Genomic DNA, 21,343 nt, shown 5'->3' with positions numbered 1-21,343 from the left:
CAAGAGCACGCGGTTCGCGCATCAACAATCCACGGTTCGCGCAGGTCTGGGTGGTCAGTCGTGGACGTCGACGTGCACGTGGTCGCGGTGCTCGAGCACGGCGATCGTCCCGGCGGGCTTGCCCTTGACGTCGCCGGGGTCGTAGTCGCGCCAGCCCGACTCCGAGCGGGACCCGAAGCTCCAGATCATGTCGTCGAAGATCACGTGCTCGATGTCGAGCCGGTCGGCCTGGGCGACCAGGTAGTAGGCCATCGCCCAACCCTGCTTGCGGTTCGCCTCGTTGATCGGCCGGACGAACACGTCGATCGCCCGGCCCTCGTAGTGCGCCGAGCCCTCCATGTGGCCTGAGTCGACACCCTCGGGGGCGAACCCGCCCAGCGCCTGGTCACCGAACGCGGCCTCCAGGTCTGCGCGTACGACGGCCGCACGGTGGGTCAGGCCCGTCTCGTCGAGGTCGTCGTCCTCACTCTCGGGACGCCCCTGCACCACGCAGCTGAACTTGCCCTCCTGGGAGTTGCCGGTCAGCGCCGACGCCAGAGTCTTGGCATCCTCGGCGTGGTCCTCGTAGGCCTCGGGGTACCCGGAGTTCTGCACCCGCTGGGCGGCCTCGGTGATCCGCATCGTCTCGTAGCCGTCGATCTTGACCAGCGCGTCGTAGAACGCGTTGGTGGCGTAGTACGGGTCCAGCAGCTGCTCCCGGGTGCCCCAACCCTGGGAGGGTCGCTGCTGGAAGAGGCCGAGGGAGTCGCGGTCGCCGTACTCCAGGTTGATGATCTTCGACTCCTGGTACGCCGTGGCCAGCGCGATGCTGACCGCCCGAGCGGGCAGGCCGCGTCGCGTGGCGATCGCGGAGATCAACGACGCGTTCTCGGCCTGTTCGAGGTCGAGCTCGACCTCGTGCCCGGCGACCTTCGCCGTGCACGACTCGGGGTCCGGCAACGGCCCGAAGCCGCGCTCGACCGCGATCGCCACGCCGGCGACGACGGCGATGACGGCCACCCCAGCGGCGATCCGGCCGCGGGTGATCATCGGGCCGTCCCTGACGTGGGGATGGGTGACCCGGCCCCAGGCGGGTGACTCCAAGGGGAAGTGCCGGGCTCACGGTGCCCCGCATCCCGACCGGCGGCGTTGTCCTCGACTCGACGGAACTCCGTCCCGCCTTCGCTCGTCCGCCTTGCCGGATCGGGCGCGGATGCACCGCTCGCTGATCCGGCACCCCGTGGAGTCATTCGCCTAGTCGTTGGCGTGCAGGGCGGTGTTGAGCGCGATGCCCTCGCCCTTCCACGCCACGGCCTCGATCGCGCCGCTGACCGAGTTGCGGCGGAACAGCACGTTGTCGGCGCCGGAGAGCTCCAGCGCCTTCACGACGGAGCCGTCCGCGAGCGTGACCTTGGTGCCGGCGGTGACGTAGCAGCCGGCCTCCACCACGCAGTCGTTGCCGAGGGAGATGCCGAGCCCGGAGTTGGCACCGAGGAGGCAGCGCTCGCCGACGGAGATGACCTGCTTGCCGCCGCCGGAGAGGGTGCCCATGATCGAGGCTCCGCCGCCCACGTCGGAGCCGTCGCCGACAACCACGCCGCCGGAGATGCGACCCTCGACCATCGAGGCGCCGAGCGTGCCGGCGTTGAAGTTCACGAAGCCCTCGTGCATGACCGTGGTGCCCGACGCGAGGTGCGCGCCGAGGCGGACGCGGTCGGCGTCACCGATCCGGACGCCGCTCGGGATCACGTAGTCGACCATGCGGGGGAACTTGTCGATGCTGAAGACCGTGACGTGCTGGCCGGCCGCACGCAGGCGCGCCCGGGTCAGCTCGAAGCCCTCGACGGCGCACGGGCCGGCGCTGGTCCACACGACGTTGGTCAGCAGCCCGAACATGCCGTCGAGCGAGAGCCCGTGCGGCTGCACCAGGCGGGTCGAGAGGAGGTGCAGGCGCAGCCAGGTGTCGGGGGTGTCGACCGGTGCGGCGGCCAGGTCGGCGATCGTGACGAGCCGAACCTCACGGCGTACGCCGCGCACGTCGTCGAAGCCCTCGAGCGCGGTGAGCTCGGCGGGCGCCGAGGCGTCGTCCGGTGCCGCGCCGAGCGCGGGCTCGGGGAACCAGACGTCGAGGACGGTGCCGTCGGGAGTGAGAGTGGCCAGGCCGTGGGCCCACGCGGGGCCGGAAGTCGTGTCAGTCACGGGCGCAACTCTACGGTCGGACACCCAGCGCCGCAGGACAGGCTCCCAACGGTGAACGGCGCCGGCGGTGGGCAGTGGTGACTGCTCCCGCCGACGCCGTACGTCGCATGCCCGGCTGACTCAGCCTTGTCGGCTCAGTAGTGCCAGCTCTCGATCTTCCACTCGCCGGTCTCGGTGTGGACCATCTCGATGGTGAAGGTGCCGACGCTCGAGCCGCCGGCGGTCATGTCGACCCCGACGGTGGCGGTCTCGCTGTCAATCGAGATCACGTTCGGCTCGCCGAAGGTGACGCCCTCGGCGTCGTCGGTGGTGATCTCCGAGCAGTCCGCGGAGTCCGGGTCGACCAGCCAGGCCTTCGCGATGTCGCACTGGTTGCTCTCGATGGCCGAGACGAAGGTCGTCGCCACGCTCGTGACCGCGGTGGTGTCGCCGCCCCCGTCGGGCGTGACTGTCTCGGGCTGGACCTCGGCCGAGTCCGGCGACTCCGGAGCGCTCTGGGACGACGAGCCCTCGTCGCTGCTGCCATCACCGCCACCGAAGTCGATCAGCCACTTGCCGTCGACCTTGCTCAGCGAGAGCGTCTCGGTGTCGGTCTCGCCGCCCTGGGTGTACTCGACGTCGACCTCGGCCTTGTCGCCGTCGACCGACTTCTCGGTCACGTCGCCGAAGCTAATGTCCTCGTCGGAGCTGTCGAAGTCTTCGCAGGGCAGGTCGTCGCCGTCGCGGATGAGCTTCTTCGCGGCCTCGCAGTCGTCGTCCTCGGACGCCTTGATGAACGCTTCGACGGTCGCCACGGGGCTGTCGCTGCTGGCTTCCTTGTCGTCGTCATCGCCACCGGTGAGGAGGACGGCGGCGATGATGCCGCCGATGATCAGGAGTAGGACGACCAGGCCACCGATCACGATCTTCTTGTTGACCCCGCCACCGCCCTGCGGAGGCTGGGCGCCGTACTGCGGGGCGCCCCACTGCTGCTGTCCGGGCTGCTGGCCCTGCGGACCGCCCCACTGCTGGCCCTGCGGCTGACCGGGCTGCTGGCCGCCCTGGTACGGGGGCTGCTGCGGCTGACCGGGGTGCTGGGCGGGGGGCTGGTTCCACTGGCCCTGGCCCGGCTGCTGGCCGCCCTGGTGCGGGGGCTGCTGGGGCTGACCGGGCTGCTGACCAGGCTGTTGGGGTTGCTGCGGCTGGCCACCGGGCTGCTGCCAGGGCTGGTCGCCGGACGGTCCGAAGCTGTCGTTCATGGGAGTCCCCGAGTCACGTTGAAGAGTTGCCTGCGAGGTGACCCTAACCAACAACCGCCCCGACAAACACCGCCGAAAGTTCTCCCCGGGGAATCTGATTGGTCGCCGGCGGGCGCCGGGGAGTACCTTTGGCCCCACAGACGTTCGAGCCGTCATCAGCGGCGAGTCTCCGGAAGAACGGGTCCGCAAGGGCCTCACTAGAACCGGACGGGCGGGCCCGTCACAGCCTGAGACGAAGCGGTCGCACCACGGTGCGGCAAGCGAGGTGGTACCGCGGTCACTCCGGACTGAAGTCCGGGGGAGTCGTCCTCGTGGCAACAGCCCCGAGTTGTACGACGTACCCGCAGGAGAGCACATGACGTACCCCAAGGCCTCGACCCAGGAGACCCAGGACGAGACCGCGAGCGTTCCCTCGAGCCCGAGGTTCCCGGCGCTCGAGGAGCGGGTGCTGTCCTACTGGAAGCACGACGACACCTTCGTGGCGAGCGTCGAGCAGCGTGACGCCGGGGTCAACGGCGAGAACGAGTTCGTCTTCTATGACGGTCCGCCGTTCGCCAACGGCCTCCCGCACTACGGCCACCTGCTCACCGGCTACGTCAAGGACGTCGTGCCGCGCTACCAGACGATGCGCGGCAAGCGCGTCGAGCGCCGCTTCGGGTGGGACACCCACGGCCTGCCCGCCGAGCTCGAGGCGATGCGCCAGCTCGGACTGAAGACCACCGACGAGATCCACGAGATGGGCATCGAGAAGTTCAACGGCGCCGCCCGCGCCTCGGTGCTGAAGTACACCGACGAGTGGCAGGAGTACGTCACCCGCCAGGCCCGCTGGGTCGACTTCGACAACGACTACAAGACGCTCAACCCGGAATACATGGAGAGCGTCATCTGGGCGTTCAAGTCGCTCTTCGACAAGGGCTACGTCTACGAGGGCTTCCGGGTGCTGCCCTACTGCTGGAACGACGAGACGCCGCTGTCGAACCACGAGCTGCGCATGGACGACGATGTCTACAAGAACCGTCAGGACCCGGCGGTCACGGTCGGCTTCGTGATGGAGATGACCGGCGACGACCCGGTCCTCGACGGCGCACACGTGCTGATCTGGACCACCACGCCGTGGACCCTGCCCTCCAACCTCGCGGTCATGGTGGGCTCCGACATCGACTACGTCGTGGTCGAGGCCGGCGTACCCGGCACCGAGTCGACCGCGCGCTACCTGCTGGCCGAGGCCCGGCTGGCGTCGTACGCCCGCGAGCTGGGCGACGCCGAGGGCGAGCTCACGGTGCTCGGCCGCTACCGCGGCGCCGACCTGGTCGGGCGCAGCTACGCCCCGCCGTTCTCCTACTACGCCGGCCACGAGAACGCGTTCCGCATCGTGGCTGCCGACGACGCCGTCACCACCACCGACGGCACCGGGCTGGTGCACAGCGCCGGCGCGTTCGGTGAGGTCGACAAGGAGGTCACCGACCGCGAGGGCATCGAGCCGGTCATGCCGGTCGGCAAGGACGGCCGCTTCACGCACCCGGTCGAGGAGTACGCCGGGATGCTGGTCTTCGACGCCAACCTGCACATCATGGACCACCTCAAGGCCGCCACCCGTGGGACCGGTGAGGTCGGATCCGTCACCCCCGGCACGATCCTGCTGCGCCGCGAGTCCTACGAGCACTCCTACCCGCACTGCTGGCGCTGCCGCGAGCCCCTGATCTACAAGGGGGTCTCGTCGTGGTTCGTCGAGGTGACCGCGTTCAAGGACAAGATGCTCGAGCTGAACGAGCAGATCCGCTGGGTCCCCGACCACATCCAGCAGGGCCAGTTCGGCAAGTGGCTGGCCAACGCCCGCGACTGGTCGATCACCCGCAACCGGTTCTGGGGCTCCCCGGTGCCGGTGTGGAAGAGCGACGACGAGGCCTACCCGCGCATCGACGTCTACGGCTCGTTCGCCGAGATCGAACGCGACTTCGGACGGGTGCCCCTCAACGCCGACGGCGAGCCCGACCTGCACCGGCCGTACGTCGACGACCTGACCCGGCCCAACCCCGACGACCCGACCGGCAAGTCCACGATGCGCCGCGTCGAGGACGTCCTCGACGTGTGGTTCGACTCCGGGTCGATGTCCTATGCCCAGGTGCACTACCCGTTCGAGAACGAGGAGTGGTTCGAGCACCACTTCCCGGCCGACTTCATCGTCGAGTACATCGGCCAGACCCGCGGCTGGTTCTACATGCTGCACATCCTGGCCAGTGCCATCTTCGAGAAGCCGGCCTTCAGCTCGGTGATCTGCCACGGCATCGTGCTGGGCTCCGACGGCCAGAAGATGAGCAAGTCGCTGCGCAACTACCCCGACGTGCGCGAGGTCTTCGACAGCGCCGGCGCCGACGCCATGCGCTGGTTCCTGATGGCCTCGCCGATCCTGCGCGGGGGCAACCTGATCGTCACCGACCAGGGCATCCGCGACACCGTCCGCCAGGTGCTGATGCCGCTGTGGAACAGCTGGTACTTCTTCAGCCTCTACGCCAACGCCGCCAACGGTGGCGAGGGGTACGACGCCCAGTGGCGCACCGACTCCAAGGACCCGCTCGACCGCTACCTGCTGGCCAAGCTGCGCCAGCACGTCGAGTCGATGACCGAGCAGATGGACGCCTACGACATCGCCGGTGCGTGTGAGTCGACGCGTGGTTTCCTCGACGTGCTCACCAACTGGTACATCCGTCGTTCCCGCGAGCGGTTCTGGTCAACGGGCGACGACCTCGACCACGACGCCTTCGACACGCTCTACACCGTGCTCGAGGTGCTCTGCCGGGTCACGGCGCCGCTGCTGCCGCTGACGCTGGAGGAGATGTGGCGCGGCCTGACCGGTGGCCGTTCGGTGCACCTGGCCGACTGGCCCTCCGCCGACGAGCTGCCCGCCGACGACGCGCTCGTGGCGTCGATGGACCTCGTGCGTGACGTCTGCTCGGCCACGTCGGCGCTGCGCAAGGGCGCTTCGCTGCGCAACCGGCTCCCGCTCTCGACGCTGACCGTGGTGGTCGACCGCGCCGACGCGCTGTCCGGCTTCGGCTCGATCGTCTCCGACGAGGTCAACGTCAAGCAGGTGCGCCTCCTCGACCTGGCCGACCCGGAAGCCGCGTCGTACGGCGTCTCGCAGAAGCTGACCGTCAACGCCCGCGCGGCCGGTCCGCGCCTGGGCAAGGACGTGCAGCTGGCGATCAAGGGCTCGAAGTCGGGCGACTGGTCGGTGGCCGACGACGGCGCCGTGACCTCCGGTGGGCTGGCGCTGGTCGAGGGGGAGTTCACCCTGGAGACAGTGGCCGCCAGTGGCGACGACTCGGCGACCGGCATGCTGCCGCGCGGCGGGTTCGTCGTCCTCGACACGGTCGTGACGCCCGAGCTGGCCGCGGAGGGTCTGGCCCGTGACCTCGTGCGGGCGGTCCAGCAGGCCCGCCGTGACGCCGACCTCGACGTCTCCGACCGGATCACCCTGACCGTCGGCGGCGACGACGCGGTCCTGGCCGCGGCCAGGACCCACGAGGCGCTCATCGCCGGCGAGACCCTGGCCACGACGGTCGTCCTCGACGCGACGGTCGCGGGCACCGAGGTGGTCGTCGGTGACGGTGAGAAGGCCCGCGTCAGCGTGGCCGTGGCCCGCGTCTGACCCCGCCCCACCTCGTGCAACGCGCTGTCCACGACGCATTGCACCCTGCTGGCGGGGTGCAATGCGTCCACGGGGGCGCGGCAGTGCGGTCAGTCGCTCTGTCGCTCAGTCGCTCTGTGCGCGGCGGCGGAGATCCTGCAGAACGGGCGGTGAGGCCACCACGAGCAGCACCAGCGCCATCGGTACGACGACCGGGAAGCCGAAGCGCAGGTAGCCGAGCGCGCCGAGAACCCCACCCATGAAGAAGAGCGCCACCAGGAGGACGAGCACGCCGAGCTTCCGGGCGTCGGCGGTGACAGGTGGGAGACCCGGCGTGCGCTCCCGGTAGGCGGCCTTGCCGATCTCGATGCCGATGTCCGTGATCATGCCGGTGACATGGGTGGTGCGGATCTGGGCGCCGGAGAGCTTGGTGATGATCGCGTTCTGCAGGCCCATCGTGAAGCCGAGGACGCTGATGAAGACGAACGCACGGTGGGGTCCGTGGAGTTGCTCGGCGAGCAGCCCGAAGGCGAGGACCAGCAACGCCTCGATCACCAGCACGTTGGCGTAGCGGCCGCGCAGGTCCCGCCGGCGACCCCAGTTGAACACCACCGCGCAGGTCATGGCTCCGACCACGAACGCGGCCAGCGCCACGACCGCCAGCCAGGCGAGCTCGTCGAAGCCGACCACCAGGGAGTCGGCGACGGTGGCGGTCAGGCCCGTCATGTGGGAGGTGTACGCCGACACCGCGACGAAGCCGACAGAGTTCAGCATGCCCGCGAGCAGGGCCAGCAGGCTGGCGAGCTGGACGTTGCGGACGGTGGTCCGCTCGGAGCCGGTGAGGCCGAACATGCCCTGACCCTAGGGCCTGACCTGCCGGGATCCGGCGTCAGCGCAGTCCGAGCCTGGCCGAGAGTCGGTCGAGGTGGGCGACGACCTCGTCCTCCGACGCGTCGGGCACCCCCCAGATCAGCTCGGTGACACCTGCGGCGTCCCAGGTCGCGAAGTCGTCGGGCGTCGGCCTGGCCGCGATCAGCACGTGGATCTCGGGGGAGCCCTCGCGTCCGGCGTCCGCCCAGGCCTTGTGCAGCGCGGCGGACTTGTCGCCGATGTCGGTCTCGATCGGCGTGGTCATCCAGCCGTCGGCGTTGGCCGCGATCCAGGTGAACGTCTTCGGCCCGCCGCCGGCCCCGATCAGCAGCGGCACGTGGTCCTGCACAGGCTTCGGCCAGGCCCACGACGCCCCGAACTGCACGAACTCCCCGTCGTACGACGCCTCGTCCCGGGTCCACAACGCCCGCATCGCCTCGACGTACTCGCGCAGGACCGTACGGCGCTTCCGGGCCGGCACGTGGTGGTCGGTGAGCTCGTCGACGTTCCACCCGAAGCCTGCGCCGAGGGTGACCCGGCCGCCGGAGAGGTGGTCGAGCGTGGCGATCGTCTTGGCCAGGGTGATCGGGTCCGACTCGACCGGCAGCGCGACGGCCGTCGAGAGCCGGATGCGCGACGTGACGGCGGCAGCGGTGGCCAGCGACACCCACGGGTCGAGGGTGCGGGTGTAGCGGTCGTCGGGCAGCGTCTCGTCGCCGGTGCCGGGATGGGCTGCCTCGCGCTTGACCGGGATGTGCGTGTGCTCGGGCACGTAGAACGTGTCGAAGCCCCGCTCCTCTGCTGCGCGTGCGGCAGCGGCCGGGGTGATCCCGCGGTCGCTGGTGAACAGGACGATTCCGTGGCGCATGGTGACAATCTAGAACACGTTCCAGTATTCCGCGCCTCTACGATGGCGGGCATGCCCGAACTCGACCTCGCCGCCGATGCCGTCACCCTCACCGAGCAACTCGTCAACATCGAGTCGGTGAGCCACCACGAGCAGGTGATCGCGGACGCCGTCGAGGCGGCGCTGACACCGCTGGCACACCTCGAGGTGACCCGCCACGGACACACGATCGTGGCCCGCACGAACCTCGGCCGCGACGACCGGGTGGTGATCGCCGGCCACATCGACACCGTGCCGCTCAACGACAACCTGCCGGCCCGTCGCGACGAGGAGCTCCTGCACGGACTCGGCTCCTGCGACATGAAGGGCGGCGTCGCCGTCGCCCTCAAGCTGGCCGCCGACCTGACCCAGCCGAACCGCGACATCACCTTCATCTTCTACGACGCCGAAGAGGTCGAGGCCGAGCACAACGGGCTGTTCAAGCTGAGCCGGAGCGCCCCCGAGCTCATGCAGGCCGACTTCGCGATCCTGATGGAGCCCTCGAACGCGGTCGTCGAGGCCGGCTGCCAGGGCACCATGCGGGTCGACGTGCGCACGACGGGGGAGCGCGCGCACAGCGCCCGCAGCTGGATGGGCGTCAACGCGATCCATGCCGCGGCGCCGATCCTGGCCAAGCTGGCGGAGTTCGAGCCGCGCAGGCCGGTGATCGACGGACTGGAGTACCACGAGGGCCTCAACGCCGTCTTCATCGACGGTGGCGTCGCCGGCAACGTGCTGCCCGACGAGTGCGTGGTTCAGGTCAACTACCGCTTCGCCCCCGACCGGAGTGGCGAGGAGGCCGAGAAGTTCCTTCGCGACTTCTTCGACGGCTATGACATCACGGTCACCGACCTCGCCCCCGGCGCGCTCCCGGGTCTCTCCGTACCGGCCGCGGCGGCGTTCCTCGAGGCCGTCGGTGGCGAGGCGAACCCGAAGTTCGGCTGGACCGACGTGTCCCGGTTCAGCGAGCTCGGGGTGCCGGCAGTCAACTTCGGGCCGGGTGATCCACTGTTGGCGCACAAGCAGGAAGAGCACGTCCCGTTCGCACACATCGAGCGGTGCGAAGAGCAGCTTCGGATCTGGTTGGGGGAGTCATGACGGAGAACAAGGGGCACGACAAGTACCGCGGGCCGGTGGTGATGCGCCGCTCGCAGGTCGACAGCGGTACGACGGACCAGCGGCTGCTCGAGTCACGCGGCCCGACGGACTGGGTGCACACCGACCCGTGGCGGGTCATGCGGATCCAGTCGGAGTTCGTCGAGGGCTTCGGCGCCCTGGCCGAGCTGGGTCCCGCGATCGGCGTGTTCGGGTCGGCGCGCACGAAGACCGACGAGCCGTCGTACGCCCAGGCCGAGAAGCTGGGCCGCAAGCTGGTCGAGGCCGGCTTCGCGGTGATCACCGGTGGCGGACCGGGCGCGATGGAGGCGGCCAACAAGGGCGCCTCCGAGTCCGGTGGCGTCAGTGTCGGCCTCGGCATCGAGCTGCCCTTCGAGACCGGGCTGAACCAGTGGGTCGACAAGGGCGTCAACTTCCGTTACTTCTTCGCCCGCAAGACGATGTTCGTCAAGTACGCCCAAGGATTCGTCGTGCTGCCCGGCGGAGTGGGCACCCTCGACGAGCTCTTCGAGGCGGTCACCCTGGTGCAGACCCAGAAGGTCACCTCGTTCCCGGTCGTGCTGGTCGGCGTCGACTACTGGTCCGGGCTGATCGACTGGCTGCGCGAGACCGTGCTCGCCGAGGGCAAGATCTCCGAGAAGGATCTCGACCTGATCACGCTCACCGACGACCTCGACCTCGCCGTACGCCTCATGGTGGAGGCCCGAGCGGGCCACGGGCCCACGGCGCCGGTCGCCAAGCAGCCGGAGTGACGCGGCCGTGACGTGGTTCTTCGCGATCCTGATCGTGCTGGCCCTCGGCGGGGTGGCGCTGGTGGCCTCCGGCTACGGCCAGGGCCTGGCCCGGGTGCACCCCGACCGGCGTGACGTGACACTCCCGGCAGGCCGCGACCTGGCCGGTGGTGACCTGCGCCGGGTGCGGTTCACCGCCGCGGTCAGGGGCTACCGGATGAGCGAGGTCGACGCCCTCCTGGCGCGTCTGGCCGCCCAGCTCGAGGAGAACGCCGACGCTCGTGACGGCGCGGAAGATGGCAAAGCGACCGGCACGTAGGGCACACTCGGCCCGTGCCTCTTCAGTGGATCATCTACATCCTCACCGTGCTGGCGGCCGTCGTGGTGGTGCTCACGAGGGTCCGGCTGGGCGGTGACAAGGCTGGTGCAGGTCGGTTCCAGACCTCCTCGATGCTGCTCAACGTGCACACGATCGCCGGCCTCGCTGCGGTGATGACCTGGGCGGTCTTCCTGGTCACCGGGCTCGGCGAGGGCAACGGCAACTCCATGATCGGGATCGCGGCGCTGGCCTTGTTCTGGCTCACCGCCGTGGTCGGAATCATGATCCTGGTCCGCTGGCTGCCTTCCCGCGGCAAGCACTCCTCGGACGCGGTGCACGACACCTGGAGCCAGGGGCCCGGACTCTCCGTGCTGGCCCACGTCGGCATGGTGGTCGGCGTCTCCGTCTTCACCTGGGCCTACCTGCTCTCCAGGGTCTGACCCACCCGCCGTACGCCCGGCACACGAACAACGTCCTGCGCGCCGGTCGCCAGAGCAACCGCCACGCAGGACGTCCCGAACCAGCCCGTCGTACGACGCCTCAGCGCCCCTCGAAGACCGGCTTCTGCTTGGCCACGAACGCGGCGACCGCGGACTTGTGGTCGGCGGTGGCGCCGGTCAGCGACATCATCTCGCTCTCGAAGGCGACGGCGTCCTCGAACGACGCGCCGGCCGAGTTCGCCACGGATCGCCGGATGGCGCCGAACGACACCGTCGGGCCGTCGGCCAGCTTGCGGGCCAGCGCGCCGACCTCGGCCGCGAAGTCGTCACCGGAGACCACCTTGGTGGCCAGTCCTAGCTCGGCGGACTTCTCGGCGGAGAGGGTGCTCGGGAAGTAGAGCAGCTCGAGCGCCCTGGCCTGACCGACCAGCCGGGGCAGGGTCCACGAGGCGCCTGTGTCGCACGAGAGCGCGACACCGGTGAAGGCCAGGTTGAAGCCGGCCGTGTCGGCCAGGATCCGGAAGTCGCAGGCGAACGCGAGACTCGCGCCGGCCCCGGCGGCCACGCCCTGAACGGCGGCGATGACCGGCTTGTTCATCGTGGCCAGCAGGGTGACGGTCGGGTTGTAGTGCTTGTCGACGGTGGTGAACAGCGCGTCGGAGTCGCCCTTCTCGAGCAGCTGGATGTGCTCCTTGAGGTCCTGGCCCACGCAGAACGCGCGGCCGGTGCCGGTCAGCACCACACAGCGCACGGCGTCGTCGTCCGCGGCCCGGCGTACGGCGTCGAGCAGCGCCTCCTTGGTGGCGATGTCGAGGCTGTTCATCGCCTCGGGACGGTTGAGCGTGATGGTGGCGACGCCGTCGGTGACCTCGAGGAGGACGGACTCGGTGGACATGGGTGGATCCCTTCGTGGGTGCGGGTCAGGCGGACAGGCAGCGGTCGACGAAACGGTCGGCGCCGGGTTTGAGGCGGCCGGCCTCGGCCGTGAAGAACGCGGCGGCCTCGCGACCCGGCCAGTCGGCGGGCAGCAGGTCGTCGGGCAGGCCGGGGTCGCGGAAGAGGAAGATGCGCCATTCGTGCACCAGGTGGAAGCGGTGCGCGAAGTCGGCGCGGTCGGCGTCGTCGGTCTCGACCCGCCACGGCGCGGTGCGGGCATGGGCCAGCCAGGTGGCGTACTCCTCCGCGAGGTCGTCGAGGTGCCAGCAGGTCGCCGGTCGTGACGGCGGGTCGAAGCAGGTCGCCTCGGCGCGGGAGGCGGTGACGCCCTCGCGGGCCAGCAGCTCCTCGAGGTCGGGCTGCGGCCACGGGCTGAGCCAGACGCCGTCGACCAGCTCGGCGTACCCGATCCACTGCAGCGCCGAACGGACCCGGGTGCGCACCGTGCGTGAGCCGATCGGGTCGAGCACGACCATGTGCCAGTGGCCGTCCCACACCCGGTCGAGGGTGCGGTAGATGCGGGCCCGTGCCTCGTCGAGGCGTCGACCGGCGCGCGCCGTGGCGGCGTACCCACGCCCCGCGTCGAGCGGCACCGGGTCCAACCAACCCTGCAGCACCATGCGCGAGATGGCGGTGCGTACGGCGGGTGCGGCGATGCCGACAGGTTCGAGCAGCCGCACCAGTGCGGCCACGGGTGCCCGGTCGCCGCGCGTGCTCAGGTGGTCTCCGTAGACGTCGAAGAGCGCGGATCGGGCGTGCATGGGGATGAGTGTGCCAGCAGCCGAGCGACCGTCGTTTCGGGACTCGTGGGGCAATAGGGGATACTGGTCCCTGCGTACAGCGCCACGGGGCGCGGCATGAGCACAGGAAGAGGTGCGCGGATGGCGGCGATGAAGCCGCGGACTGGGGACGGTCCGCTGGAGGTCACCAAGGAAGGACGCGGCATTGTCATGCGCGTTCCGCTCGAAGGCGGTGGCCGTCTCGTTGTCGAACTCAACGCTGAGGAAGCCACGGCTCTCGGCGATGCACTCAAGGGTGTTGTTGGCTGACTTGTGAGCGATCCCTCCCGACACCCCCGCCTTCCCGACCAGGTCCAGCCGCCGACGTTCACACTCAGTGACACGACGCTCGACCAGGACCAGCCGTCGATCATCGCCCTCCCGGTCCTTGCCGGCAGCGACGACGACGGTCCCACTCTGGGGCCGGGTGCGGCGGAGTTCCTCGACACGCACGACGTCGACCTGTTCGGCGTCCTCGACCACCACCGGGCAACCGGTCGGGCGGGCGAGGTCGTGCTGCACCCGCTGCTCGGCGACTCCCGCCACACGGCGGTGGCGCTGGTCGGTGTGGGGGCCGGGGGATCGGCCGACCTGCGTGCCGCGGGCGCGGCCCTGGCTCGTCAGGTCAAGGATCGCGAACTCGTCGCCACCACCATCACCACGGTCGCCGACGACGAGGGCCTGCGCGCCTTTGTCGTCGGGCTGACCCTCGGTTCCTTCGAGTTCCACTGGCGCAAGGACGGTGCCAAGGCCCAACCGGTACACCGGGTGGTGCTGGCCGGCTCCGTGGAGCGGCAGCCCGTGCTCGACAAGGCGGTTGCCGTCGCGTCCGCCGGGTGGCGGGCCCGCTTCCTGGCCAGCGTCCCCTCGAACGCCAAGAACCCGGCGTGGCTGGCCGACCAGGCCCGGGAGATCGCCGACGAGGCCGGACTCAAGATCACCGTCTGGGACGAGAAGCAGCTGGCCGACGACGAGTTCGGCGGCATCCTCGCCGTCGGCGCCGCCTCGGCCACGCCGCCGCGCCTGATCCGCCTCGACTACACGCCCACCCGGTCGGCCCGCAGGGGCGCGAAGACCGGCCACGTGGCCCTGATCGGCAAGGGCATCACGTTCGATACCGGCGGCCTGTCCATCAAGCCCGGTGAGGCGATGGTCAACATGAAGCGCGACATGACCGGCGGTGCCGTCGTGCTCGCCACCATGGCCGCACTGGCCGCACTCGAGTGCCCGGTCAAGGTCACCGCGCTGGTGCCCGCCGCCGAGAACGCCATCGGCGGTGCGGCGTACCGCCCCGGCGACGTGATCCGCCACTACGGCGGGCGCACCACCGAGGTGACCAACACCGACGCCGAGGGGCGTCTCGTGATGGCCGACGCGCTGGCGTACGCCGCCGCGAAGGTCAAGCCCGACGTGCTCGTCGACATCGCCACCCTGACCGGTGCCATGAAGGTGGCGCTGGGCCTGCGCACCGGCGGCTACTTCGCCAACGACGAGGCGCTGGCCGACCTGGTCGCCGAGGCCGGCGCGGACGCCGGCGAGCGGCTCTGGCGCCTGCCCCTCGCCGAGGAGTACGAAGAGAAGATCTCCTCGAAGGTGGCCGACGGCGACAACGGCGCCGGCAACCCGGGCGCGATCACCGCAGCCCTGTTCCTCCAGCACTTCACCGGAGGCCTGCCGTGGGTGCACCTCGACGTGGCCTCGGTGGGCGACGCGCCCACCGACGACAACGAGTGGACGGTCGGCCCGACCGGCTTCGGGGCTCGCACCCTCCTGACCTGGCTCGAGCAGGACAACCCTCTCGCGGGCATCACCCGCAAGGCGTCCTCGTGAACGGCCTCACCGTGCGCTGGTCACTGACCGACGCCCCCGACGACGTCGACGCACGGCTCCGGGACTACGTGCACGGCACCTCGCACGCCCGCTTCACCGGCATGGACGGGCTCGCCTACAAGACGTGGCGCAGCGTGCCCGGTCGGTGGTTCGAGGGCTGCTACGTGTTCGGCTCCGACGAGGAGCGCGTGTCGTTCCAGGAGACGTTCACCGCCACGGCCGCGGAGTCGCCGGGCTCGCAGATCATCGGCAGCGCGCCGATCCTGATCGAGGCGTGCGAGGTCGTCGCGATCGCCGAAGGCGCCCACGGGTTCACACCTCTTCCGAGCTGACGGCCGGCTGCGTCTGCACCCGACCGCCGTCACATCACTCGGGGATCCATTCCTTCTTGGCCGCCAGCAGGCCGTCGCCGACCGGCAACAGCACGGGCACCAGGCCCTCGGCCTCCTGGATCGTGCGACCCAGCTCGCGGATCGAGACGGTCTCCTCGTCGCGCTGCGCCGGGTCCGCCACGCGGTCGTGCCACAGGGCGTTGTCGAAGGCCACCACGCCACCGGGACGAAGCAGGCGCATGGCCTCCTTCAGGTAGTCGGCGTACTCGCGCTTGTCGCCGTCGCAGAACACCAGGTCGTAGTGGCCGTCGGTCAGGCGGGGGAGGACGTCGAGTGCGGCACCGGGAATGGTGCGTGCGCGCTGGGCGGGGACACCGGCGTCGCCGAAGGTCTGCTTGGCGAGGCGCTGGTGCTCGGTCTCGACATCGACCGTGGTCAGCACGCCGTCGGGGCGCATGCCGCGCAGCAGCCAGAGGCCGGAGACCCCGGTGCCGGTGCCAATCTCGACGACGGCGCGCGCATCGAGGACGGCGGCCAGGAAGCGCAGGGTTGCGCCCACGCCGGAACCGATCGGCACGACGCCGACCTCCTCGGCGCGTGCCCGGGCGGCCGCGAGGATCTCGTCCTCGGCGACGAACTCCTCGGCGTAGGTCCAGCTCGTGGGCTTGATGGGCGTGGTGATGACAGCCTCCTGAGGTCGTGACGACTCACCGATGTGGACGACCCTATAACGACTCTCGGGCGTGGACCGCGTGCCGGAGCGGGAACACGGCGGGGTCCGGGATCGTTGAAGCACTGAGGAACCTCCCAGCAACTCCCTTGCTGCTGCTCAGGTTCCTCTCAGTCGGGTTCCCTAGCGTTGGTGAGGTCAGGTTGTTGCGCAGACGAGGGCAGGAGAGCACCATGCAGGACAGTCAGGTGGTCCCCAGCTGGGACGAGATCGTCGCCCAGCACTCCGAGCGCGTCTACCGGCTGGCCTACCGCCTCACCGGCAACCAGGCCGACGCGGAAGACCTCACCCAGGACGTCTTCGTCCGCGTCTTCCGGTCACTGTCGACGTACAGCCCCGGCACCTTCGAGGGCTGGCTGCACCGCATCACCACCAACCTCTTCCTCGACGGCGCCCGCCGCAAGCAGCGGATCCGCTTCGACGCGCTGTCCGACGAGCGCGCCGCGCGGTTGCGCAGCGACGGCGGCATCCCGCACGACGAGTACGCCGACCAGCGATTCGAGGACGACGTCGAGCAGGCGCTGGCCCAGCTTCCGCCGGACTTCCGTGCCGCCGTCGTGCTCTGCGACATCGAGGGGCTCTCCTACGAGGAGATCGCCGAGATCCTCGACGCCAAGCTCGGCACCGTCCGCTCCCGCATCCACCGCGGCCGGGCCATGCTCCGCGAGGCGCTGGCACACCGCGCCCCCACCGCCGGCCGCGAGCGCTACTCCGGGCCCGTGCCGCGCCAGGTCCAACAGGGCGTCGTCCGGTGATCGGCCACGTCGGCACCAAGGTCAGCGCACTGATCGACGGGCAGCTGCCGCAGGCCGAGAGCGACCGTCTCTGGGTGCACGTGCACGGTTGCGCGATGTGCCGCAGCCACGTCGAGCGCGAGGGCTGGGTGAAGACCCGCCTCGCCGGACTCAACGCGACCAGCCAGCCGGCCGCCCCCAACTACCTGGCCAGCGTGCTGTGCCGGGCCACCCATCTCCCCGAGGAGCCGGCGCCGGCTCTCTCCCCGCTGGGAAGTCGTCGTCGCACGATGGCCGTCGCAGTGGTCGGCGCCGGTTCGGTGGGCGCGGCCATGGTCGGCGTGTTCGCCCTGGCCGTGCCGGCCCAGGCCCCGGCGGTCGACCGCCGCGGTCCGGTCACCTCCCTGACCGGCGGTGTCTCGGGCCCCTCCCGATCGGCCACGCCGGTCGGAACGACCGTGTCGTCGACGTCCACGCGCGGCTCTGCGCCTGACGCTTCCCTCCCAAGATGGGTGACAATCTCCCAGTGAACGATCAGCAGACCCCCACACCCGACGGCGAGCAGCCCGACGCCGGCCGCGCCGACCTCGAGCGGTCGGACGCCGAGCAGCCCGTTGCCGCGACCTCCGACGCCGACGACGTGGAGCACACCCTGAGGCTGCCGGCGGAGTCCGCGGCCCCCGATGCCGAGACCTCGCAGTTCGCGCCGCCCGACGAGCGCACGCAGGCCCCGGCTGCCGGCTCTCACGCAGCCAGCGGTCACCAGGCTCCGCAGCATGGCCAGCAGGGGCCCGGCTCCTATGCGCCGCCCTCGGGGCCCCCGTCGTACGCGCCCCCGACCGGCGGACCCGGCCCCTACCGGGGCGCTCCCTACGGTGCCCCGCAGCAGCCGTACGCCGCCTACCCGCAGGTGCAGGCCGTGGGCCCGGCCCCGGAGCGTCGGGCCAAGCCGCCACGTGGCATCTGGCCGGCCGTGGCCGTCCTCTCGCTGCTCCTCGGCCTGGTCGGCGGTGCCGTCGGCGGGGCCGTGGTGACCAAGTGGCAGGACAGCTCCGACGAACCCGGGCGCACCGACAACGGCCTGGCCGACGTCGACACGGTCAACACCGCGCCGCTCCCTGCCGACAACGGCAGCATCGCCGCCGTCGCCGAACAGCTGCTGCCCAGCACCGTGCAGATCATCGCCGACTTCAAGGGTGAGGAGGGCGGCGCCACCGGTTCCGGCTTCTTCCTCGACAAGCAGGGGCACGTCGTCACCAACAACCACGTCGTCGCGGATGCCGCCGACGGTGGCGAGATCAAGATCGTCGACCACGAGGGCGTCCAGCACGAGGCCACGGTCGTCGGCCGCAGCCCCGTCTACGACCTCGCCGTGCTCTACGTGAAGGGCCTCAAGAACGTGAAGCCCGCCGCACTCGGCACCTCGAAGGCCCTGCGTGTCGGCGAGAACGTCGTGGCCATCGGCTCCCCGCTCGGCCTGAGCAGCACCGTGACCGCCGGAATCGTCAGCGCCCTCGACCGGCCAGTCACCACCGGCGGCGAGGAGGACTCACAGTCCTACATCAACGCCGTCCAGACCGACGCGGCGATCAACCCCGGCAACTCGGGCGGCCCGCTGGTCAACCTGGCCGGGCAGGTCGTCGGCGTGAACTCGGCGATCGCCACGACCGGCGGCTCCAGCGTGGGCCAGGAGTCCGGCAACATCGGCGTCGGCTTCGCGATCCCGATCGAGCAGGTGAAGGTCACCGCAGACCAGATCCTCAAGGACGGCGAGGCGCGCTACCCGGTGATCGGGGCGACCGTGAACAGCGACGGCTCCGGCGACGGTGCACACATCCAGGAAATCGTGAAGGGCAGCCCGGCCGAGGACGCCGGCCTCAAGGAGGGCGACGTCGTCAGTGCCCTCGACGACCGGATGATCACCGACAGCCCGACCCTGATCGTGGCCATCCGCTCCCACCTGCCGGGCGACACGGTCGAGCTGACCGTCAAGCGCAACGGCGACGAGAAGACCCTCAAGATCAAGCTCGACTCCAAGGTCGGCTGAGCTCGAGGCCGAGGCGCGCGGGCGGCCGTGCCCGGGCCCAGGCCCGAGCCGGCCGTCCGCGACCAACCGGCGTGACCGGTCTTCCCTGACCGGCTCAGTCGTCGGCGCGGTAGCGCGGGTCCACGTCGGTGGCGTCCATGCCGAGCAGCTCGGCGACCTGCTCGACCACCACGGTCAGCACCATGGCGTCGAGCTCCTCGCGGCTGTCACATCGATGCTCGATCGGCCGGCGGAACAGGACCAGCCTGGTCGGCGTACTCCCGCTGCCGCGGATCAACGACGACAGCGGCACCCCGGTCTGCTCCCAGTCGTCGGGGACCAACGGAGTGTCCTCGACCGCGAACTCGACCAGGCCGAGGCGGTCGTGCCAGCGCTCCTCGATCGCCGAGACCACGCCGAGCACGAGGGAGTCGAACCGCTCGCGACGCGTGGGTCGGTCGGGCGCACGCAGGCCACCGGGGGCCGACGGCGGCAGCACCTCCGGTCCACGCATGCCCCGGTCACGCCGGTCCCTTCGTCGCCCAGCCGGTCGCCCGGTCAGTCCATGCTCAGTCACGCCGCGAGCCTAATCGGGACCCGGGCACCCGCGGGGTAGCGTCTGCTCCGTGAAGCCAGCCCGTCGTTGTTCGCGTACCGCGTGTGGCCGTCCCGCGGTCAACACGCTGACCTACGTCTACGCAGACTCGACCGCGGTGCTGGGACCGCTGGCGACGTACGCCGAACCGCACGCCTACGACCTGTGCGAGGCGCACAGCGAGCGACTGAGTGCGCCGCGCGGCTGGGAGGTGCTCCGGCTGGCCCCGGACCCGGCCACGCTCGAGCCCAGTGGCGACGACCTGCTGGCCCTGGCCGACGCGGTCCGCGAGGCCGCGCGACCGGCGCCCCGCATCCCCGCACCCGCAGGGCTCGAGGCCGAGACCGGTCGTGAGACCACGCGTCGCGGCCACCTGCGGGTCCTCTCCAACGACTGACCCTGCGACGGGCGATAGGCTCGCGCCATGCCTCCAGCCTCCGCGCCAGAATCCACACTGGCCACCGAGAACCTGCACGCGATCTTCAAGGCGTACGACGTACGCGGCACGGTCGGTGATCAGATCGACGAAGTTCTCGCACGACGCATCGGCGGGGCCTTCGTGGCCGTCACCGGGGTGTCCACCGTCGTCGTCGGCTACGACATGCGGCCCTCGTCGCCCGGCCTGGCCGGGGCGTTCGCCGACGGCGCATCCGCTGCGGGTGCCGACGTCGTGGTGATCGGCCTGGCCTCGACCGACCAGCTCTACTTCGCCTCCGGTCACCTCGACCTGGCCGGTGTCATGTTCACCGCCAGCCACAACCCCGCGGCGTACAACGGCATCAAGATGTGCCTGCCGGGTGCCCGGCCGATCGGCGCGGAGACCGGACTGCTCGACATCCGCGACGCGGTCGCGACCGAGGTCACCGGCAGCCGGGTCGGCTCGATCACCAACCGCGACGTGCTCGCCGAGTACGCCCACCATCTGCTGTCGCTGGCGCCGGTGACCGGGCGTCGGCTCAAGGTCGTCGTCGACGCAGGCAACGGCATGGCCGGCCACACGGCGCCGGCCGTCTTCGACCGGCTGGCCGACCAGGTCGAGGTCGTGCCGATGTACTTCGAGCTCGACGGCACCTTCCCCAACCACGAGGCCAACCCCATCGAACCGGCCAACCTGGTCGACCTGCAGAAGCGGGTGCGGGCCGAGAACGCCGACATCGGGCTGGCCTTCGACGGCGACGCCGACCGGTGCTTCCTCGTCGACGAGCGCGGCGAGCTGGTCTCGCCCTCGACGCTGACCGGGCTGATCGCCGCCCGCGAGCTGGCCCGCGAGCCCGGCGCCACGATCATCCACAACCTGATCACGTCGCGCTCGGTGCCCGAGATCGTCGCCGAGCTGGGCGGCACCCCGGTGCGCACCCGCGTCGGCCACTCCTTCATCAAGGCCACGATGGCCGAGACCGACGCCATCTTCGGTGGCGAGCACAGCGGCCACTTCTACTTCCGCGACTTCTGGCGGGCCGACTCCGGCATGCTCGCCGCGCTGCACGCGCTGGCCGCCCTGGCGGAGACCGAGCAGCCCCTGTCGCAACTGCTGGGGGAGTACGTCCGGTTCGTCGCGTCGGGCGAGATCAACTCGACCGTCGCCGACCAGGCCGCGATCCTGCATGAGCTCGAGGCGTCGTACGCAGGGACCCCGGGAGTGGCGCTGGACCACCTCGACGGGCTCACGGTGGCCCACGACGACTGGTGGTTCAATGTGCGGGCCTCCAACACCGAACCCCTGCTGCGGCTCAACGCCGAGGGCAAGGACGAAGCGACGATGGTGACCATGCGTGACGCCGTACTCAGTGTGATCAGGAGAGACCAGTGAACATCGACCCCGCCCTGCTCGAGATCATCGTGTGCCCCGACTGCCACGGCACGTTGGCACCCGTCGCCGAGGAGCTGGTCTGCTCCGGGTGCGGGCTGGCCTACCCGGTCCGGGACGACATCCCGGTGCTGTTGGTCGACGAGGCCCGTACGACGGCCTGACGCC

The 21,343-nt window shown here is 70.4% G+C and carries 23 protein-coding genes; 14 read left to right on the top strand and 9 right to left on the bottom strand.

Annotation, left to right across the window (positions count from 1 at the left end):
• Nucleotides 1–54: 54 nt before the first annotated feature.
• The 3 genes from ASD66_RS01465 to ASD66_RS01455 all read right to left on the bottom strand — a co-directional run bounded on the left by ASD66_RS01465 (nt 55) and on the right by ASD66_RS01455 (nt 3,416).
• The gene (locus tag ASD66_RS01465) at nt 55–1,029 is read right to left on the bottom strand and encodes a hypothetical protein (RefSeq protein ID WP_056681354.1); all 975 of its coding nucleotides are present in this window, start codon (nt 1,027–1,029) and stop codon (nt 55–57) included.
• Nucleotides 1,030–1,233: 204 nt separating this feature from the next.
• The gene (dapD, locus tag ASD66_RS01460; protein WP_082599277.1) at nt 1,234–2,178 is read right to left on the bottom strand and encodes a 2,3,4,5-tetrahydropyridine-2,6-dicarboxylate N-succinyltransferase; all 945 of its coding nucleotides are present in this window, start codon (nt 2,176–2,178) and stop codon (nt 1,234–1,236) included.
• 134 nt (nt 2,179–2,312) lie between these two features.
• Nucleotides 2,313–3,416, bottom strand: a complete 1,104-nt coding sequence (locus ASD66_RS01455) for a hypothetical protein (protein WP_056889831.1) — start codon at nt 3,414–3,416, stop codon at nt 2,313–2,315.
• A 355-nt stretch (nt 3,417–3,771) separates the two neighbouring features.
• Here ASD66_RS01455 and ileS point away from each other — a divergent pair, with 355 nt between their 5' ends.
• Nucleotides 3,772–7,065 (top strand): isoleucine--tRNA ligase, encoded by a 3,294-nt coding sequence (gene ileS / locus ASD66_RS01450; RefSeq protein ID WP_056889830.1) that lies wholly within the window; start codon nt 3,772–3,774, stop codon nt 7,063–7,065.
• 105 nt (nt 7,066–7,170) lie between these two features.
• Here the strand turns inward: ileS and ASD66_RS01445 are convergent, their stop codons facing one another.
• Nucleotides 7,171–7,896, bottom strand: a complete 726-nt coding sequence (locus ASD66_RS01445; RefSeq protein ID WP_056681351.1) for a YoaK family protein — start codon at nt 7,894–7,896, stop codon at nt 7,171–7,173.
• A 37-nt stretch (nt 7,897–7,933) separates the two neighbouring features.
• On the bottom strand, nt 7,934–8,782 hold the full coding sequence (locus ASD66_RS01440; protein WP_056889829.1) for an LLM class F420-dependent oxidoreductase: 849 nt from the start codon (nt 8,780–8,782) through the stop codon (nt 7,934–7,936).
• Nucleotides 8,783–8,833: 51 nt separating this feature from the next.
• Between ASD66_RS01440 and dapE the strand changes: the two genes are divergently transcribed.
• The 4 genes from dapE to ASD66_RS01420 are packed head-to-tail and all read left to right on the top strand — an operon-like array spanning nt 8,834 to nt 11,406.
• Nucleotides 8,834–9,898 carry a succinyl-diaminopimelate desuccinylase gene (dapE, locus tag ASD66_RS01435; protein ID WP_156388492.1) on the top strand — a complete coding sequence of 355 codons (1,065 nt, stop codon included), beginning with the start codon at nt 8,834–8,836 and terminating at the stop codon, nt 9,896–9,898.
• Complete coding sequence (locus tag ASD66_RS01430) at nt 9,895–10,668, top strand: TIGR00730 family Rossman fold protein (RefSeq protein ID WP_056681347.1); 774 nt, start codon at nt 9,895–9,897, stop codon at nt 10,666–10,668. Before dapE ends, ASD66_RS01430 begins: the two co-directional genes overlap by 4 nt.
• Nucleotides 10,669–10,675: 7 nt before the next feature.
• On the top strand, nt 10,676–10,966 hold the full coding sequence (locus ASD66_RS01425; protein WP_056889827.1) for a DivIVA domain-containing protein: 291 nt from the start codon (nt 10,676–10,678) through the stop codon (nt 10,964–10,966).
• A 14-nt stretch (nt 10,967–10,980) separates the two neighbouring features.
• A complete protein-coding gene (locus ASD66_RS01420; RefSeq protein ID WP_056681343.1) occupies nt 10,981–11,406 on the top strand; it encodes a hypothetical protein in 426 nt (141 codons plus the stop codon).
• A 100-nt stretch (nt 11,407–11,506) separates the two neighbouring features.
• On the opposite strand, the gene ASD66_RS01415 is transcribed toward ASD66_RS01420, so the two are convergent.
• Nucleotides 11,507–12,301, bottom strand: coding sequence for an enoyl-CoA hydratase-related protein (locus ASD66_RS01415; RefSeq protein ID WP_056681341.1), 795 nt, complete (start codon nt 12,299–12,301; stop codon nt 11,507–11,509).
• A gap of 25 nt (nt 12,302–12,326) precedes the next feature.
• On the bottom strand, nt 12,327–13,103 hold the full coding sequence (locus tag ASD66_RS01410) for a PaaX family transcriptional regulator C-terminal domain-containing protein (protein ID WP_056681339.1): 777 nt from the start codon (nt 13,101–13,103) through the stop codon (nt 12,327–12,329).
• Nucleotides 13,104–13,223: 120 nt separating this feature from the next.
• Between ASD66_RS01410 and ASD66_RS24015 the strand changes: the two genes are divergently transcribed.
• The 3 genes from ASD66_RS24015 to ASD66_RS01400 are packed head-to-tail and all read left to right on the top strand — an operon-like array spanning nt 13,224 to nt 15,283.
• Nucleotides 13,224–13,391, top strand: a complete 168-nt coding sequence (locus ASD66_RS24015) for a DUF3117 domain-containing protein (protein ID WP_082748240.1) — start codon at nt 13,224–13,226, stop codon at nt 13,389–13,391.
• A gap of 3 nt (nt 13,392–13,394) precedes the next feature.
• A complete protein-coding gene (locus ASD66_RS01405; RefSeq protein ID WP_056889826.1) occupies nt 13,395–14,951 on the top strand; it encodes a leucyl aminopeptidase in 1,557 nt (518 codons plus the stop codon).
• Nucleotides 14,948–15,283, top strand: coding sequence for a hypothetical protein (locus ASD66_RS01400; RefSeq protein ID WP_056889825.1), 336 nt, complete (start codon nt 14,948–14,950; stop codon nt 15,281–15,283). Before ASD66_RS01405 ends, ASD66_RS01400 begins: the two co-directional genes overlap by 4 nt.
• A 34-nt stretch (nt 15,284–15,317) precedes the next feature.
• Here the strand turns inward: ASD66_RS01400 and ASD66_RS01395 are convergent, their stop codons facing one another.
• The gene (locus tag ASD66_RS01395; protein ID WP_414858565.1) at nt 15,318–15,953 is read right to left on the bottom strand and encodes an O-methyltransferase; all 636 of its coding nucleotides are present in this window, start codon (nt 15,951–15,953) and stop codon (nt 15,318–15,320) included.
• Nucleotides 15,954–16,186: 233 nt separating this feature from the next.
• Between ASD66_RS01395 and sigE the strand changes: the two genes are divergently transcribed.
• Genes sigE through ASD66_RS01380 form a run of 3 tightly spaced genes read left to right on the top strand, consistent with a single transcriptional unit; the run spans nt 16,187 to nt 18,794 of the window.
• The gene (gene sigE / locus ASD66_RS01390; protein ID WP_056681333.1) at nt 16,187–16,768 is read left to right on the top strand and encodes an RNA polymerase sigma factor SigE; all 582 of its coding nucleotides are present in this window, start codon (nt 16,187–16,189) and stop codon (nt 16,766–16,768) included.
• Nucleotides 16,765–17,277, top strand: a complete 513-nt coding sequence (locus ASD66_RS01385; protein WP_056681331.1) for a hypothetical protein — start codon at nt 16,765–16,767, stop codon at nt 17,275–17,277. The genes sigE and ASD66_RS01385 overlap by 4 nt, the downstream gene beginning before the upstream one ends.
• Complete coding sequence (locus ASD66_RS01380) at nt 17,274–18,794, top strand: S1C family serine protease (protein ID WP_056889824.1); 1,521 nt, start codon at nt 17,274–17,276, stop codon at nt 18,792–18,794. The genes ASD66_RS01385 and ASD66_RS01380 overlap by 4 nt, the downstream gene beginning before the upstream one ends.
• A gap of 94 nt (nt 18,795–18,888) precedes the next feature.
• On the opposite strand, the gene ASD66_RS01375 is transcribed toward ASD66_RS01380, so the two are convergent.
• Nucleotides 18,889–19,350: a metallopeptidase family protein gene (locus tag ASD66_RS01375; RefSeq protein ID WP_056681327.1), complete on the bottom strand. Its 462-nt coding sequence runs from the start codon at nt 19,348–19,350 to the stop codon at nt 18,889–18,891.
• Between the two features lie 49 nt (nt 19,351–19,399).
• Between ASD66_RS01375 and ASD66_RS01370 the strand changes: the two genes are divergently transcribed.
• Genes ASD66_RS01370 through ASD66_RS24010 form a run of 3 tightly spaced genes read left to right on the top strand, consistent with a single transcriptional unit; the run spans nt 19,400 to nt 21,339 of the window.
• Entirely contained in the window at nt 19,400–19,765 is a 366-nt protein-coding gene (locus ASD66_RS01370) for a DUF3499 domain-containing protein (protein WP_056681325.1), read from the top strand.
• A 27-nt stretch (nt 19,766–19,792) separates the two neighbouring features.
• Nucleotides 19,793–21,178 (top strand): phosphomannomutase/phosphoglucomutase, encoded by a 1,386-nt coding sequence (locus tag ASD66_RS01365; RefSeq protein WP_056889823.1) that lies wholly within the window; start codon nt 19,793–19,795, stop codon nt 21,176–21,178.
• 2 nt (nt 21,179–21,180) lie between these two features.
• Nucleotides 21,181–21,339, top strand: coding sequence for a Trm112 family protein (locus ASD66_RS24010; RefSeq protein ID WP_200949914.1), 159 nt, complete (start codon nt 21,181–21,183; stop codon nt 21,337–21,339).
• Nucleotides 21,340–21,343 lie beyond the last annotated feature (4 nt).

Origin of the sequence: Nocardioides sp. Root151, assembly GCF_001427925.1 — a bacterium.
Lineage (GTDB): Bacteria > Actinomycetota > Actinomycetes > Propionibacteriales > Nocardioidaceae > Nocardioides.
Note: the sequence above shows the minus strand (reverse complement) of the source record. Positions and strands in the feature narration are given on the sequence as shown.